We start from the raw sequence: 15,083 nt of genomic DNA on the forward strand, positions 1-15,083 counted from the left end.
CCAGACCCGGAATCTCGAGATTCCGGGTTCGCTTCGCGCCCCGGAATGACGGTGCCAAGCCTGATACATCAATTCGCCTGCGCCGTTGCCGGGCGGCGTGGCGCGGTTGCCGGCTCGGCAAGATCCGAAGTCAGGTCGAGGCCGAGATCGGCCAGCCGCACCCGGACCTCCGCCGCGACATATTTGGCGTATTCCGATAGCAAGAGACGGAAGGTTCCGCCACTCGTCCACCACGGCTCGTCGCGCCATTTGTCGCCGACCACCGCGAACGGGATCAGCGTGACGTCAGGCATCGCATGCGACAGTTCCACGATCGCCCTGGGCATGTGGTAATTCGAAGTCACCACGATCAGCGACTTGAAGCCGCGCTCGCGCGCCCAGCGCCGCGTCTCCGCCGCATTGCTGCGGGTGTTGACCGCCGAACGGTCGAGATCGACGCAGCAGCTCATCAACCCCTTGCTGTCGGGCACCGAGCGGGAAATATCGCCGGCGTCGTTGGTCGGGTGCACGCCGGAGATCAACAGACGCTTGCCGTAGCCTGCGGCCAGTAGTTCCATCGCATCCGACACCCGCGACGAGCCGCCGGTCAGCACCACGATGCCGTCGGCATTATGCGGCGGATCGGTCTCGACGCCGCGGAGTTGCGACAGGAAGCCGATGAAGCCGACCGCTGCGGCGACAAACACCAGCGCCAGCGGCGCGACGATAGCGGCGCGCAGCCAGCCACGCGGGCGCGCGGCATAGCCGTTCGGCGACGTATCGTCGGTCTGCAAACTCATGTGATGCGGTCGTCCTTCCCCCCGGGGATTTTAGAGCATGATCCGGCAAAGTGGAAACCGGTTTTGCCGGGCCAAGGTCGCGTGCATGCACGCGAAATCACACCCGGACGACCAAATGCGATCACGACATCGGCTCCATGATTGCGCTGTCGCGAGCCGTCAGTCGATGTCGTCGAGCGTGGCGAACAGGGTGCGCCGAGACGCCCACGCGGTGATCGCCGCGATCAGCACCGCCTGCATCGCCAGCACCAGATAGCCGGACGGGCGCAGCGAGAACGTGCCCAGCAGCGCCGCGAACTGGTCGCCCACCGGCGTGCCGGAGAACCAGTTGGCGATCGATTCCGAGAACCCGAACGCCAGCATCGCCGCGCCGCCGCCGATCAGCCCGCCCTCGAGACCGAGCCTCAGAAAATGCCGCAGGAAGCGGTTGGCGATGAAGCTGTCGCCGGCGCCGACGAAATGCAGCACCTCGACGATCGGGCGGTTGGCGGCCATCGCGCCGCGGGTCGCGAACGACACCGAGATGATGGTGGCGATGATGACGAGGATCAGGATGCCGACGCCGGCAAACATCGTGGCGCCGGTCATCGAGCGCATGCGTTCGATCCAGGCACGGTGATCGTCGAGGCTTGCGGTCGGCGCGGCCTGGGTCAGGCGCGCGCGCAAGCCGGCGAGATCGAGCGTGGTGCCGGGCTGCACCCGCGCCACGATGACGCGCGGCACCGGCAGATCATCGATCGACAGCCCGCTGCCGAGCCACGGCTCCAGCAGCTTTGCGGATTCCTCCTTGCTGAACGGCCGGACCTCGAGAATGCCGGACTGCGTCCGCATCGCATCCGCCGCCGCCTGCGCGTCACGGTCGAGGTCGCGGCCGGGCGACGGGCGCACCTGGATGGTGATCTCGCTCGACACTTCCGACTGCCATTCGGCGGCCGAGGCGCTGACCAAAAGCACCGTGCCTGTGGTCAGCGAGGCGAGGAAGGTCATGATCGCGACCACCGCGACCAGCGCGCGGCCGGAGATCGAGGCGCGCGGCACGATCGGCGACATGTTGCGCGCGGTGGCCGGGACCTGCGGGCGCTCGCGCCCGAGATCGACCAACGACACTTTCTCGTCGCCGCCCCTACTCATAGATGTGCAGCCGTCCCTGATGCAGCACCAGCCGCCGCGCCTCGTATTGATCCATCAGCGTGATGTCGTGGGTCGCGATGATAACAGCGGTGCCGGATTTGTTGAGCTCGATGAACAGCCGCAACAGGCGGCGCCCGAGCGTCGGATCGACGCTGCCGGTCGGCTCGTCCGCCAGCAGCAATTGCGGCCGCGAGATCACCGCGCGCGCAATCGCCGCGCGCTGCTTCTCGCCGCCCGACAGGATCGGCGGCAGCGCGTCCATCCGTTCGCCGAGGCCGACCCATTTCAGCAGGTCGATCACCTCGCGGCGATAGCTGGATTCCTCGCGACCCATCACGCGGAACGGCAGCGCGACGTTCTCATAGGTGGTCATGTGGTCGAGCAGCCGGAAATCCTGCAGCACGATGCCGATCCGCTTGCGCAGGTCGGCGACCTGGTCCTTGCCGAGCAGGGAGACGTCCTTGCCGAACAGATTGACCAGCCCGCGGGTCGGCCGCAGCGACAGGAATAACAACCGCAGCAGCGAGGTCTTGCCGGCGCCGGACGGCCCGGTGAGGAACTGGAACGAGTGCGCCGGGATCATGAAGGACAGGTCGCGCAAAATCTCCGGGCCGAGCCCGTAGCGCAGACCGACATTTTCGAACCGAACCAATGCGCTAGCTCCGTTCGAGAGGGCCTGTGGCCCAATACCCAAAACTGGCGGCCCGAACCCCCGCCGACCGGCCGCGAACCGCTCAGAAAGCTTGTGCGACGGTTATGGTTTCCGATTCGTTAACGGTCGCTCAGTAGCATCCGGGCATACCACACGGTGGAGATTCGGCTCCATGCATATCGTTTGCCCGCATTGTACAACATCCTACGCCATCAATCCGGCCACCCTGGGCGAGGCCGGACGCACGGTCCGTTGTTCCCGCTGCCGCGAGGTCTGGCTGGCCCGGCCGGAGGACGCGATCGGGGCGACCGCGCCGACCCTGGCCTATGAGGCCGCCGGCTCCGATCTCGCCGCCGAATGGGAGGCGATGGGCCGCGAGGAGGCCGACGCGACCCCGCTGGTCGACAGCCCCTCGATTTCGGCCGATTTGCCGGAGGGAAGCGATGCCGCCACGGACTGGCCGGCGGTCGCCGCCGCGGATGTCGCCGCCCATGCCGACGGTGAGGCACCGGCCGGAACCCGGCGCCGCTTCCGCCTGCCGCGGCTTCCCCGGCTGTTCCGGCTGCCGTCGCTGCCCCGAATTCCGTTCGTGCCTGTGATCGGCGCCCTGCCGACCACCTGCGCGGCGATGGCCGCACTGATCGTCGCGCTGTTCGTCTGGCGCAACGACGTGGTGCGGCTGCTGCCGCAGACCGCGCTGTTCTACAAAATGGTCGGGCTCGACGTGAATCTGCGCGGGCTCGCTTTCAAGGACCTCAAGATCACCAACGAGACCGTCGACGGCAAGCCGGTGCTGGTGATCGAGGGCGCGATCGTCGGCCAGACCAGGAAGCCGGTCGAACTGCCGCGGCTGCGCTTCTCGGTCCGCGATGCCAAGGGCGCCGAAATCTACGCCTGGAATGCGGTGCTGGAACAGCCGGTGCTCAATCCCGGCGAGCGCGCCTTCTTCAAGTCGCGTCTCGCCTCGCCGCCGCCCGAAGGCCGCAATATCGACGTACGCTTCTTCAACAAACACGACCTCACCGGCGGCCGCGCCTGAGCCGCCCGCTTACACTTTCGGGACCTGATCCATCACCATGACCCGCGTTCTGATCGCCGACGACGAAGACTCGATGCGCTCGCTGGTGGCGCGCGCTATCGCCATGGACGGCCACGAGACCGTCACCGCGCAGGACGGCGCCGAGGCGCTGGAGGTCCTGACGCGCGATGAAGGCGCGTTCGACCTGCTGCTCACCGATATTCAGATGCCTGTCATGGACGGCATCGCGCTGGCGCTGACCGCGGCGCGCGACTTCCCCGCGCTGAAGATCCTGCTGATGACCGGCTTCGCCCATCAGCGCGAGCGCGCCTCAGGGCTCGAGGCGATCGTGCATGACGTGGTGACCAAGCCGTTCTCGGTGGCCGACATCCGCACCGCGGTCGCCGACGCGCTGGCAGCAAGCAAGGCGAGTTAGCGCATGATCCGGAAAAGTGCGAAGCGGTTTTCCGAAAAGATCATGCAAAACGAAGAAGCTAAAGCGCGATGAGATTCCAATCTCGTCGCGCTGCTCAGCTCGGGAAACACGCCTGGGCCGTCAGCACGATCGGCGGCACGTTGAGAAACTGCATGAACTGAAACGAGTAGCTGGCGCTGACCTGGTTGCCGCAGGCCGACGCGGCATGGGTAAAGGTCTGCGTCGGGAAGGTGAGGCCGAACGCCTGCTGCGCGGCATAGCTCGTGATCGCGTTGCTGTTCGGACAGAGCGTGCTGTTGACGGTTGCGCAGCGCGCCGCCATTTCCGTGCCGTGCTGAAGCCCGAGCTGGGTCCAGAACAGCAACCCGAATTCGATGATGCCGAAGATGAACAGGAAGAACACGGGAGCGGTCAGGGCGAATTCCAGCGCAGAGGCGCCCCGATCGTCGTGCCACAACGCCGTGCGTTTCACTGCAGCCTCGCAGTGGACTGGGCGTTGTAGGTGTAGCTGGTCGCCACGATCTGGTAGTTGATCAGCGTATAATAGGTCCCCTGCGCCGAGACCATTGCATAGGTCCCGGCCTGCGCGCCGCTCGGGCACACCGCGCCGCAGCTGACGGTGCTGATCCCCGCACTCGTCGGGCATCCGCAGAACTGAAGCGGCTGGGGCGACGCCATGATGGCCGTGGAATTCGTGGCGGCGATCACGGCGTTGGACACGCCGGTGGTATCGAAGCCGCGCACGATCGCGTATTGCGCTCCCGCCTGTGCGGCATTTTCGACCTGCATCTTGCGGAACAGCGCAAGCCCGATGTCGGTGACCGAGACCACCATCAGGGTCAGCAATGGGATCATGACACCGAATTCGATCGCGGCGACGCCGCGCCGGTCGCGAACACCGGCGCGCAGGCGCCGCAAGAGAGGGCGAAGCAATCGGCTATGGCTGTTGGATGAGCATCTCTGGACCTGCATCGGCCTGCCTCATTCGATGAGTTGCGCGGTTTGCGTGCCAATCGTCGCGGTGCCGAGCGCTGCGCAATTGACCTGAAGGTTCGACGTGCCGGTGAGCGTCAAGGTGTCCACGATGATCTTGGTGCAGGATGTGCTCGTGCCGTTGCCGCCGCTGAAGCTGAGATTGGCCCTTGGCAGGTAGATGGCGCCGCCGAAGTTCTGGGTGGCGCCGCCGGTGAGGTTGAAGGCCGTGCCGACCGGCATGTTGCGGTCGCCATACATGACGATGCCCTTTGTGGTGCCGGAGGTCGGCGCCGTCAGGTCGATGATCGCGTTGCTGCCGATTGAAGCGGTGCCCCAGTTGCTTCCCGATCCCGTAAAGACAAGCGTGACGCCGCTGCCGGTGATCGTGGCGTTTCCCGCGACGCTCAGATTGGAGCCGTCCAGGTAATAGATGCCTGGATCGAGGCTCAGGGTCGCGCCGGCATTGACCGTGATGTTGCCCTTGTAGCAGCCGGGGCTGATCGAGTTGGTCTTTCCGTTGGAGTTCACCGTGATCTTGGCGTTGGTGCAGCTCGGCTCCGCCGGCGGTGAGACGTTTGCATAGGGATCGGCGATCGGCTGGATGTGCGTCCTGATTCCGTTGGTCGTGGTGATGTTGCTCGCGCCGGAGACATCGCCGACGACCCCGACCTGATTGGCGGAAACCGCAGCATTGCCGGCGACGTTGAGCGACGGGCTTGCGCTCGAGTTGCTGTAGAGGTTGCACTTGATCAAGTTGAGCTGATTGCTGCCGCTCACATTGACCGCGGGGCTCGCCGTCGGATCGAGAGCAAGGACGCAGCCGGTTCCGGAATTCGGCAGCGCGACCGCGCGCGCGGTGACCAGCACGGGATTCGAGCCGAACAAGGCCGACAGCAGCCGCGGCTGCGGCTGGGTCACGACGACTTCGACCGCCTGCAGATTGGATGTGTAATTGCCGGCCTTCGGCGGCTGATTCACGGCGATCGTGACGTTGTTCACCGTGTTGGCGTAGCCGTAATTTGCCGTCACCGCGTTGGCTTCGGACAACAGGTCTGCGCCTGCACTGGCCGCGGTTGCAGCACTGACGGCGCCCGAGTCGGCCGCGCTCTGCATGTTCTTGTGCTTATAGTACCACCAGCCCACTTCGGTGCCGAGCCCTGCCGTGCCCACCAGAACCGGCATCAGCAGCGCCGAGATAATGACATAGCTGCCCGACCGGTCGCGAACGAAGCGTCGGAGCAGGCTGGTCTTCTCAAGGTTCCGGCGAGTTGCACGCAATGGCCGGCACGACGATGCAATGAATAAACGGCTGCACTGCCTCATGTGATCTCCTGAGACGCATGCCAATTATCCGAAACAGAATGACGCAGGCGACTTAAATGCGCGCCAACGGGAACCCGAGAGTTTTAGAGAAATTGTGCGGGCAGCCGGGGCTGCCTCGGGGACCTGGTCGGCCCCATCCAGATGCGGGCGGGCCTGGCGGCCGGGCTCAATAGTCCTTCAGCAGGCGCTCGATATAGTCGAGCTCGATCTGCGGCCGCGACGGGTCGGCGAGGCGGCGGCGCAGCTCTTCCAGGATGCGGCGGACGCGCTGCACGTCGATCTCGCCGGGAATCTTCACGGTGTAGTCGTCGCCGAATTCGCGGCCGTGCAGCGGACGGCCGAGCGGATCGGTCTGGTTGCCGCCGCTCTGCTGACGGCCGGCGCGGTTGCCGGGGCTGTCGCCCGGCTGGTCGCCATCGCCCTGCTGCATCGCGTCGGCCAGGCTCTGCGCGCCCTTGCGCAGCGCATCGAGCGCACGGCCCTGCGAATCCACCGCGCCGTCGGCATTGCCCTCGCCGAGCCGGCCGGAGGCATCGCCCATCGCGGAGTCGGCCTGGTCGAGCCCGTCACCGCCGTCATCGCCCTGATCGCCGCCCTGGTCGCCCTGCTGCGCCTGATCGCCCTTCTGACCCTGGCCCTTCTGCCCTTGCTGGCCCTTCTGGCCGCGCTGATCCGGACCCATGCCGCGCTTGGCGAGCTCCTCCTGCAGCTTCTTCAGGCGGTCACGCAGCGCCTGCTGATCCTGTTGCAGGTCGCCCATCGACTGCTCGCCCTGCTTGCCGCGCATACGGTCGCGGCGGGAATCCTGGCCCTGCTTGAAGGTCTTGTCGCGCAACTGCTGCTGCTTGCGGATCATGTCGCCGAGCTCGTTGAGCGACTGCTGCATGTCGTCGTCGCCCTGGTTGGGCTGCGCCATCTGCAGGTTTTCCAGCATCTGCTGCATCTGCTCGAGCAGCTGCCGTGCGGCATCCTTGTCGCCGGAGCGCGACAGCCGCTCCATGCGATCGAGCATGTTCTTGAGATCCTGCTGGCTCAGCACCTTGGCGTTGGGATCGAGCGGCCGGGCGAGCTGCTGCGGATTGTTGCGGAACTGCTCGACCATCTGGCGCAGGAAATTGTCCAGCGCCGCGCGCAGATTGTCGGTGAGCTTCTTGATCTCCTCGTCGCTCGCGCCGCGCTCCAGCGCCTGCTTCAGCGCGTCCTGCGCCGCGCGCAGCGCCTTGTCGACGTCGCTGATGTTGCCGTCCTCGATGGTGACGGCAAGCGCCCACAGGCTGGCGACGACCTCGCGCAGCTGATCGTCGGTGCGCGCCGCCTCGAGCTGGCGGGCCACGGTGTGCAGGCCGAGATAATAGCCGGTCTCCGGCATGAACATTTCGGGCGCGATCATCAGCGCGTCGAGCGCGGCGTAGACCTGGCCGTTCTGGTTGGCGTCGAGCGCCAGGATCCGGCGCTGCTCGATCAGTGCGCGCGCCAGCGGCTTGGTGAACAGGCGCTCCGGCAGCCGCATGTTGAACGGCTCGCTCTTGCCCTCATTGCCGGCCTCGTCCTTTGCGGTCAGCGTCAGCGTCACGTCGGCGCCGGCATAGGGATCCTCGCTGAGATCCTTCACCGTCTGGCCGACCCCGTTGCGGGTGCGCGCATTGGGCAGCACCAGCGGGAATTGCGGCGGCTCGAACAGCGGACGCGGCGGGGTGGCCTTGTCGTCGGCATCCTTCGCTGCATCCTTCGCTGCATCCTTGGGCGCATCAGTCGGCCGCGGCGCGAACTGCGCGCGCGCTTCGGTCACGCCGTAATCGTCCTCGAGCCTGTAGGACAGCTGCAAGGCGCCGTGCGCCTGCCGCTCCGGATCCTTGGCGAGCGCGATCGACGGCGGCCGGTCCGGCGTCGCAGTGAATTTCCACTGCGGCTCGCCGGCCGGCGCGCGGACATGCGCGGTGCCGTCGCCGGTGATCTTGAAATGCCGCTCGTTGGTGCCCTTGGGCGCCTGTCCTTCCGGCGTGACCTCGGCGACGCCGCCACCGACCACGACGTCGATGCTGCCGCCGCTGGAGCGCACCAAGAGCGTGCTGCCGGCCGGAACCGCCAGCGGGGTGGTGTCGGCCGCGGCAGCGTCCTTGTTGGCGTTCGACAGGATGATCGGCGGCTTGCCGGTGTAGTTCGGCGGCGTCACCCAGGCGTCGACCCGGACATTGGCCGGCGCCATGATGCCGTTCCAGTCGAATGCGGAGGCGACCCGCAGGCCGCGCTCGTCGCCGGCGGCGACATAGCTCGCGACCAGCATCACGATGACCAGCGCACGCAGCGCCCAGGGGTCGTGCAGCGAGACGCGCGGCCGCGGCAGCCCGGCGCGGATGCGCTTGATCGAGGCCAGGGTGCGCTCGCGTTGCGCCTGCCACAGCGCCAGCGCAAACGGATCCTTGTTGGTGAGCGTATCGGCGAGCGTGGTTGCGGGGCGGTGCCGGATCCCGGCGCCGCGGTCGAGCCGGCTCAGGCCCTCCTCGCGGCTCGGCCAGCGCAAGCGCACCAGCGGCACCAACATGGCGAGCGCGGCCAGCCCGAACAGGGCGGCGCCGGCCAGGCGTGCGGCAAACGGCAACACCAGCCACAGCCCGGCCCAGGACACGACCAGGAACAGACCCGCGATCGTGAGGAACCGCGCCAGATGCGGCCACGCCCGTTCCCACGCAATCGCCAGCCTCGCCCGCTGCAGAGCCTCGTTGAGCTTCAGACGCGCGACCGCATCGCTGTCGGGGACGGCGCGTGAGGCGTTGTCGGACGGGTCGATGTTGGCTCCGCTCAATAAAATCTCCGGGGTAGCCGGCAGGACAGCCTAGCACGGCGGCGGCTTTGAGGCACCCGTTCCCCGACGTAACCCACACCGGGAAATACGCATAACACGAAGGCGTGACTGCGGCGGTTCGGCCCCGTAACGTCCCGGCCCGAACCAACGCGTTAACGCATGAGGAAACGATATGGACCAGAAGACGCACGACAAGGGGCTCGAAATCCGCAAGGCGGTGCTGGGCGAGGCCTATGTCAACAATGCGCTGAAGAATTCGGACAGCTTCAACAAGCCGTTCCAGGAACTCGTCACCGAATATTGCTGGGGCGCGGTCTGGGGCCGCGAGGAACTGCCGCGCAAGACCCGCAGCATGCTCAACCTCGCCATGATCTCGATCCTGAACCGACCGCACGAATTGAAGGCCCACATCAAGGGCGCGCTGACCAACGGGGTGTCCCGCGACGAGATCCGCGAGATCTTCATGCAGGTCTCGATCTACGCCGGCATCCCGGCCGGCGTCGATAGCTTCCGCATCGCGCGCGAGGTGTTCGCCGAACTCGACAAGGCGTGAGCGGCTCCTCTCGTTGTCGTCCCGGCCAAGCGGAGCGCGAGCCGGGACCCATAACCACAGTTCGTCGTCGCTACGACGGCTGTGGCCCCAGCTGAGCCAAACAATGCAGTCCTGGGGTTATGGGTCGCTGCTTTCGCAGGGACGACGTCGAGGGTGGGGCAAATTGCTGCACACATAACGACGTAGAGGAAACGAACCATGGAAATCGGATTCATCGGCCTCGGGAAGATGGGCTTCCCGATGGCGCGCCGGCTGATCGAGGCCGGTCACACGCTCACCGTGTTCGACACCCGCAAGGAGGTCGTCGATCAACTGGTCGCGCGCGGCGCGGCGGCCGCGACGTCGGCGAAGGACGTCGCCGACCGCGTCGAGACCGTGATGGCGAGCCTGCCCTCGCTGCAGGCCTCGCTCGAGGTGGCAACGGGCGCGGGCGGCGTGATCGAGGGCAAGCGCGTCAAGCGCTTCATCGATCTCTCCACCGTCGGCTCGCAGATGGCGGTGAAGATCCACGATCTGCTCGCGAAGAAGAACATCGTGCAGATCGACAGCCCGGTGTCCGGCGGCGTCTCCGGCGCCGAGAAGGGCACGCTGGCGGTGATGGTGTCGGGCCCGCGCGCCGATTTCGAGCTGGTGAAGGGCGCGCTCGACGTCATCGGCAAGGTGTTCTTCATCGGCACCAAGCCGGGCTCCGGCCAGACCATGAAGCTCGCCAATAACTTCCTGTCGGCGACCGCGATGGTCGCGACCTCGGAGGCGGTGGTGATGGGCGTGAAGTCCGGGCTCGATCCGGCCGTGATGATCGACGTCATCAATGCCGGCTCGGGGCTGAACACCGCGAGCCGCGACAAGTTTCCCCGCTCGGTGCTGCCGCGCAGCTTCGACTTCGGCTTCGCCACCGGGCTGATGGTGAAGGACGTGCGGCTCGCGGTCGAGGAAATGCGCGCGCTCGGGCTGTCGATGGAAGTCGCCGAGGCGGTCGGCCGGCTCTGGGAAGTCATCATCCGCGACGAAGGACCGGACTCGGACTTTACGGCGGCGATCAAGCCGATCGAGAAGGCCGCAGGCGTGATCGTGGGCGGGGGCGGAAAAGGCAGTCACGCCGCGAAGTAAGACGCGTAGCCCGGATGGAGCGTAGCGTAATCCGGGGTTCGTGCCGCGTCAGAGACCGTCCCGGATTTCGCTTCGCTACATCCGGGCTACGGCCTCACAACCACGGCGCGGGCTTGTCCATGGCGATCAAAGCGTCGACGTCGATGCGCGGGCGGACCACGGCAAACTGGTCGTCCTTGACCAGCACCTCCGGCACCAGCGGCCGGGTGTTGTAGGTGCCGGACTGCACCGCGCCATAGGCGCCGGCGGTCATGATCGCCAGGAGATCGCCGGCCTTCGGCTGCGGCAGCGCGCGGTCGAGTGCGAGATAGTCGCCGGTCTCGCAGACCGGGCCGACCACGTCGGCGACCATGGTCGGCGTGCCCTGCGCAGGCTGGCGCACCGGCAGGATGTCGTGATGCGCTTCATACAGCGTCGGCCGGATCAGGTCGTTCATCGCGGCGTCGATGATCACGAAGTTCTTGGCGTCGCCCGGCTTCACATGGATCACGCGGGCAACCAGGATGCCGGCATTGCCGACGATCATGCGGCCCGGCTCGAACATCAGCGTGCAGCCGAGATTGTGCGTGACGCGCTTGACCATCGCGGCATAGGCACCCGGTTCCGGCGGCGCGGCGCGGTCCATGTAATAGGGAATGCCGAGGCCGCCGCCGAAATCGACATGCGAGATATCGTGGCCGTCGGCGCGCAGCGTCTGGACGAATTCCGCGAGCAGCCGGAAGGCAACCTCCAGCGGACCGAGATCGGTGATCTGGCTGCCGATATGCACGTCGGTGCCGGTGACCTTGATGCCCGGCAGCTTCGCCGCGCGGGCATAGACCTCGCGGGCACGGGCGATCGGGATGCCGAACTTGTTCTCGGATTTGCCGGTCGAGATCTTGGCATGGGTGCCGGCATCGACGTCGGGATTGACCCGCACCGAGATGCGCGCGGTCGTCTTCATCTCGACCGCAAGGCGCGACAGCATGTCGAGTTCCGGCTCGGACTCGATGTTGATGCAGAGAATGTCGGTGGCGAGCGCGGCGCGCAGTTCGCCCTCGGTCTTGCCGACGCCGGAGAACACGATCTTCGAGGGCGGAATGCCGGCCGCCAGCGCCCGCTTCAATTCGCCGCCGGACACCACGTCGGCGCCGGCGCCGAGCTTGGCCAGCGTGCGCAGCACCGACTGGTTGGAGTTCGCCTTCATGGCGTAGCACACCAGCGCCTTCTCACCGGCAAAGGCCTCGGTGAAGACGCGGTAGTGCCGCTCCAGCGTCGCCGTCGAATAGCAATAGAACGGGGTGCCGACGGCTTCCGCCAGCTCAATGAGATTGACCGCCTCGGCATGCAGCACGCCGTTGCGATAGTCGAAATGGTTCATGACACACTACATTGTTTGAGCATGATCTCCGCGCAAACGCGTTCCGCGTTTGTCGCGAGGGAAAACCGGTTCCCACTTTTCCGGATCATGCTCCAGATATTAGTTGCCGAGCAGCGGATCGAGGATGAAGGGCCGTTTATTGCCCCTCGACGCGGCCGGCGCGGCATCCGAGCCATAGGTCGGATTGAACACGCTGGGCTGCGCCGCCCGCTCGGCCTCGGTGTCGGTCGGTGCTGCACCCGGCGCGGCGTTGGCGGTCGGCGGCAGGTCGAGCGGTCCCTTGCGGCCACAGCCGCCGAGCGCCAGCGCGGAAACGCTCAGCACAATGATGGCCCATCCCGAGGGGGTCAGGCGGTTCTTGCTAATCACGACGAATTCCCCAATTCGGGCGGCACCATACAAACATTGGCGTGCTCTGGCGAGAGGCCGAGGCCCGAGAAATCACCGCCAAATTTTCCGGTTCAGCCCAATTTTCGCTCTTTTTCCAGCCGCTTGGCCCAGGCCTTGGCCTGCGCCATCACATTCTTCGGCGCCGTGCCGCCAAACGAGGTCCGGCTCTGCACCGAGGATTCGACGCTCAGTACCTTCAGCGCCTCGGCGGTGATCTTGGGCTCGACCTCCTGCATGGCCTTGAGCGGTAATTCGTGCAGCGCCACGCCCTGCTTCGAGGCGAGGCCGACGATGCGCCCGGTGACGTGGTGGGCGTCGCGGAACGGCATTTTCAGGGTCCGCACCAGCCAATCGGCCAGATCGGTCGCGGTGGCATAGCCCTCGCCGGCGGCGGCCTTCATCTTCGCCTCATCCGGCACCAGGTCCTCGACCATGCCGGTCATGGCGCGGATCGCGAGCGACAGTGCCTCGAAGGCCTCCATCGCGCCCTGCTTGTCCTCCTGCATGTCCTTTTGATAGGCGAGCGGCAAGCCCTTCATCACGATCAAGAGCGCGGTGAGCGCACCGATCACGCGGCCGGTCTTGGCGCGCACGAGCTCCGCGGCGTCCGGATTGCGCTTCTGCGGCATGATCGACGAGCCGGTGGTGAACTTGTCGCTGAGCTTGACGAGCCCGACCAAAGGCGAGGTCCAGATCACGATCTCCTCGGCGAAGCGCGACATGTGCACGGCGCAGATCGCGGCCGCCGACAGCGTCTCCAGCACGAAATCGCGGTCTGACACCGCATCCAGCGAATTGGCCATCGGCCGGTCGAAGCCGAGCGCTTTCGCCGTCGCTGCGCGGTCGATCGGAAACGAAGTGCCGGCGAGTGCGGCGGCGCCGAGCGGCGATTCATTGAGCCGCTTGCGCGCGTCAGTAAAGCGGCCACGATCGCGGCCGGCCATCTCGACATAGGCGAGGAGATGATGGCCGAAGGTCACCGGCTGCGCGGTCTGCAGATGGGTGAAGCCCGGCATCACGGTTCCGGCGTGCTCCAGCGCGCGGGCGACCAGCGCCTGCTGGAATGCGGCCAGCGCCGCATTGGTCTCATCGATGGTGTCGCGGACATAGAGCCGGAAATCGGTCGCGACCTGGTCGTTGCGCGAGCGTGCGGTGTGCAGCCGGCCCGCTGCGGGCCCGATCAACTCGGACAGCCGCGACTCGACATTCATATGGATGTCCTCGAGCGCGCGCTTGAAATCGAAATCGCCCTTGCCGATTTCTGACAAAATCGTGTCTAGACCTTTGCCGATATTTTTCGCATCAGCTGCGGTGATGATGCCTTGCGCGGCGAGCATCGCGGCGTGGGCCTTGGACGCGGCAATGTCCTGGGCATAAAGGTGCCGGTCGACGTCGATGGAGACGTTGATTTCCTCCATGATCGCGTCGGGACGCTCCGAGAACCGGCCGCCCCACATCTTGTTGCTCATGACATCTCGCTCACGAATTTGTATTTCAGGCCGTGCGGTTTCATCGCCGGAGCGACGAAACAGCATGGCGGTTCCGATCGTAATTCCCGGCACTGCTTAGCCCACATCTGACCCAGGATGACAAACGATATGCCCGAGACGACCCCGAGCGAGCCGACCGCCAAGCCGGCGGCCAGATGGCGCATTCCGCTGGTGATCGGCGCCGTGCTGGTCGGGGCCGTGATCGGCTATGTCGGGGTCTCCGGCCTCAGGCATCCCGCGGGCGGCGATATCGCCTGCAACAGCGCGGTGGATCTGGCCAAGAAGATCGCCCCACTCGCCCAGGGCGAGGTCGCCGCGCTGACCATGGCCACCACCCCGCTCAAATTGCCCGACCTCGCCTTCGAGGATGCCAACGGCCAGCCGAAGAAGCTCTCGGACTGGCGCGGCAAGACCGTTCTGGTCAACCTCTGGGCGACCTGGTGCGTGCCCTGCCGCAAGGAGATGCCGGCGCTCGACAGCCTGCAGACCAAGCTCGGCGGCAAGGATTTCGAGGTGGTCGCGATCAACATCGACACCCGCGACCCGGACAAGCCGAAGACCTTCCTCAAAGAGGCCAATCTGACCCGGCTCGACTATTTCAGCGACCAGAAAGCCAAGGTCTTTCAGGATCTTAAGAACATAGGCAAGGCGCTGGGCATGCCGACCTCGGTGCTGGTCGACGGCAAGGGCTGCGAAATCGCCAACATCGCCGGTCCCGCCGAATGGGCGAGCGACGATGCGATCAAGCTGGTGAAGGCGGCGCTACAGCCGGCCGCGGCCGGGTTCTGATCAGGCGACGGCGTTGAGATTGTCGCCGATGCCGGGGCCGAGATTGGCGGTCGACGGCGTCCCAAGCAGGGTCTGAACCGCGAATTTCTCCGCGTCGAGGTTCTGCTTCGTGACCCGGGTCGCGATCTCACCCTGCAGGTTGCCCTGCTGCATCGACAGGATGCTGGTGACCATGCTCATCGTGTCCATACGCGGTACTCCCAATTCCAAACTTGGCGTAGCGCGCCAAAGTTAATGCCTGGGTAACGGATGGCCGCGTCAGGCTGCCGCATCG

General features: G+C 66.0%; 16 protein-coding genes. 5 read left to right on the plus strand and 11 right to left on the minus strand.

Going from position 1 to position 15,083, the window contains the following annotated elements; genetic code table 11:
- Positions 1-68: 68 nt before the first annotated feature.
- From ACVINW_RS05865 to ftsE, 3 genes are all read right to left on the minus strand, one after another.
- A complete protein-coding gene (locus ACVINW_RS05865) occupies positions 69-779 on the minus strand; it encodes a YdcF family protein (RefSeq protein ID WP_456750419.1) in 711 nt (236 codons plus the stop codon).
- Between the two features lie 159 nt (positions 780-938).
- The gene (locus ACVINW_RS05870; RefSeq protein WP_456750420.1) at positions 939-1,910 is read right to left on the minus strand and encodes a cell division protein FtsX; all 972 of its coding nucleotides are present in this window, start codon (positions 1,908-1,910) and stop codon (positions 939-941) included.
- Positions 1,903-2,562, minus strand: a complete 660-nt coding sequence (gene ftsE / locus ACVINW_RS05875; protein WP_456750421.1) for a cell division ATP-binding protein FtsE — start codon at positions 2,560-2,562, stop codon at positions 1,903-1,905. Before ftsE ends, ACVINW_RS05870 begins: the two co-directional genes overlap by 8 nt.
- A gap of 172 nt (positions 2,563-2,734) precedes the next feature.
- On the opposite strand from ftsE, the gene ACVINW_RS05880 reads away from it, so the two are divergent.
- Entirely contained in the window at positions 2,735-3,601 is an 867-nt protein-coding gene (locus ACVINW_RS05880) for an MJ0042-type zinc finger domain-containing protein (RefSeq protein ID WP_456750422.1), read from the plus strand.
- A gap of 37 nt (positions 3,602-3,638) precedes the next feature.
- Complete coding sequence (locus tag ACVINW_RS05885) at positions 3,639-4,016, plus strand: response regulator (RefSeq protein ID WP_456750423.1); 378 nt, start codon at positions 3,639-3,641, stop codon at positions 4,014-4,016.
- 94 nt (positions 4,017-4,110) lie between these two features.
- Here the strand turns inward: ACVINW_RS05885 and ACVINW_RS05890 are convergent, their stop codons facing one another.
- The 4 genes from ACVINW_RS05890 to ACVINW_RS05905 all read right to left on the minus strand — a co-directional run bounded on the left by ACVINW_RS05890 (position 4,111) and on the right by ACVINW_RS05905 (position 9,117).
- Positions 4,111-4,488, minus strand: a complete 378-nt coding sequence (locus tag ACVINW_RS05890) for a TadE/TadG family type IV pilus assembly protein (RefSeq protein ID WP_456750424.1) — start codon at positions 4,486-4,488, stop codon at positions 4,111-4,113.
- The gene (locus ACVINW_RS05895; protein ID WP_456750425.1) at positions 4,485-4,949 is read right to left on the minus strand and encodes a TadE/TadG family type IV pilus assembly protein; all 465 of its coding nucleotides are present in this window, start codon (positions 4,947-4,949) and stop codon (positions 4,485-4,487) included. Before ACVINW_RS05895 ends, ACVINW_RS05890 begins: the two co-directional genes overlap by 4 nt.
- Positions 4,950-4,997: 48 nt before the next feature.
- Entirely contained in the window at positions 4,998-6,314 is a 1,317-nt protein-coding gene (locus ACVINW_RS05900) for a TadE/TadG family type IV pilus assembly protein (protein ID WP_456750426.1), read from the minus strand.
- Positions 6,315-6,480: 166 nt separating this feature from the next.
- Positions 6,481-9,117, minus strand: a complete 2,637-nt coding sequence (locus tag ACVINW_RS05905; RefSeq protein WP_456750427.1) for a TIGR02302 family protein — start codon at positions 9,115-9,117, stop codon at positions 6,481-6,483.
- Positions 9,118-9,289: 172 nt separating this feature from the next.
- Here ACVINW_RS05905 and ACVINW_RS05910 point away from each other — a divergent pair, with 172 nt between their 5' ends.
- Positions 9,290-9,670, plus strand: a complete 381-nt coding sequence (locus ACVINW_RS05910; RefSeq protein ID WP_050629459.1) for a carboxymuconolactone decarboxylase family protein — start codon at positions 9,290-9,292, stop codon at positions 9,668-9,670.
- 198 nt (positions 9,671-9,868) lie between these two features.
- A complete protein-coding gene (locus ACVINW_RS05915; protein WP_456750428.1) occupies positions 9,869-10,780 on the plus strand; it encodes an NAD(P)-dependent oxidoreductase in 912 nt (303 codons plus the stop codon).
- 94 nt (positions 10,781-10,874) lie between these two features.
- Here ACVINW_RS05915 and lysA read toward each other — a convergent pair whose 3' ends face one another.
- The 3 genes from lysA to argH form a co-directional block, all read right to left on the minus strand.
- Positions 10,875-12,140: a diaminopimelate decarboxylase gene (gene lysA / locus ACVINW_RS05920; protein ID WP_456750429.1), complete on the minus strand. Its 1,266-nt coding sequence runs from the start codon at positions 12,138-12,140 to the stop codon at positions 10,875-10,877.
- Between the two features lie 99 nt (positions 12,141-12,239).
- Entirely contained in the window at positions 12,240-12,509 is a 270-nt protein-coding gene (gene lptM / locus ACVINW_RS05925; RefSeq protein WP_456750430.1) for an LPS translocon maturation chaperone LptM, read from the minus strand.
- Positions 12,510-12,601: 92 nt separating this feature from the next.
- Complete coding sequence (gene argH, locus ACVINW_RS05930) at positions 12,602-13,999, minus strand: argininosuccinate lyase (RefSeq protein WP_456750431.1); 1,398 nt, start codon at positions 13,997-13,999, stop codon at positions 12,602-12,604.
- Positions 14,000-14,116: 117 nt separating this feature from the next.
- Between argH and tlpA the strand changes: the two genes are divergently transcribed.
- Positions 14,117-14,809, plus strand: coding sequence for a thiol:disulfide interchange protein TlpA (gene tlpA / locus ACVINW_RS05935; protein ID WP_456750432.1), 693 nt, complete (start codon positions 14,117-14,119; stop codon positions 14,807-14,809).
- Here tlpA and ACVINW_RS05940 read toward each other — a convergent pair whose 3' ends face one another.
- Positions 14,810-14,998: a putative motility protein gene (locus ACVINW_RS05940; RefSeq protein WP_456750433.1), complete on the minus strand. Its 189-nt coding sequence runs from the start codon at positions 14,996-14,998 to the stop codon at positions 14,810-14,812.
- Positions 14,999-15,083: the final 85 nt, after the last annotated feature.

This window comes from Bradyrhizobium sp. USDA 4461 (assembly GCF_054055655.1).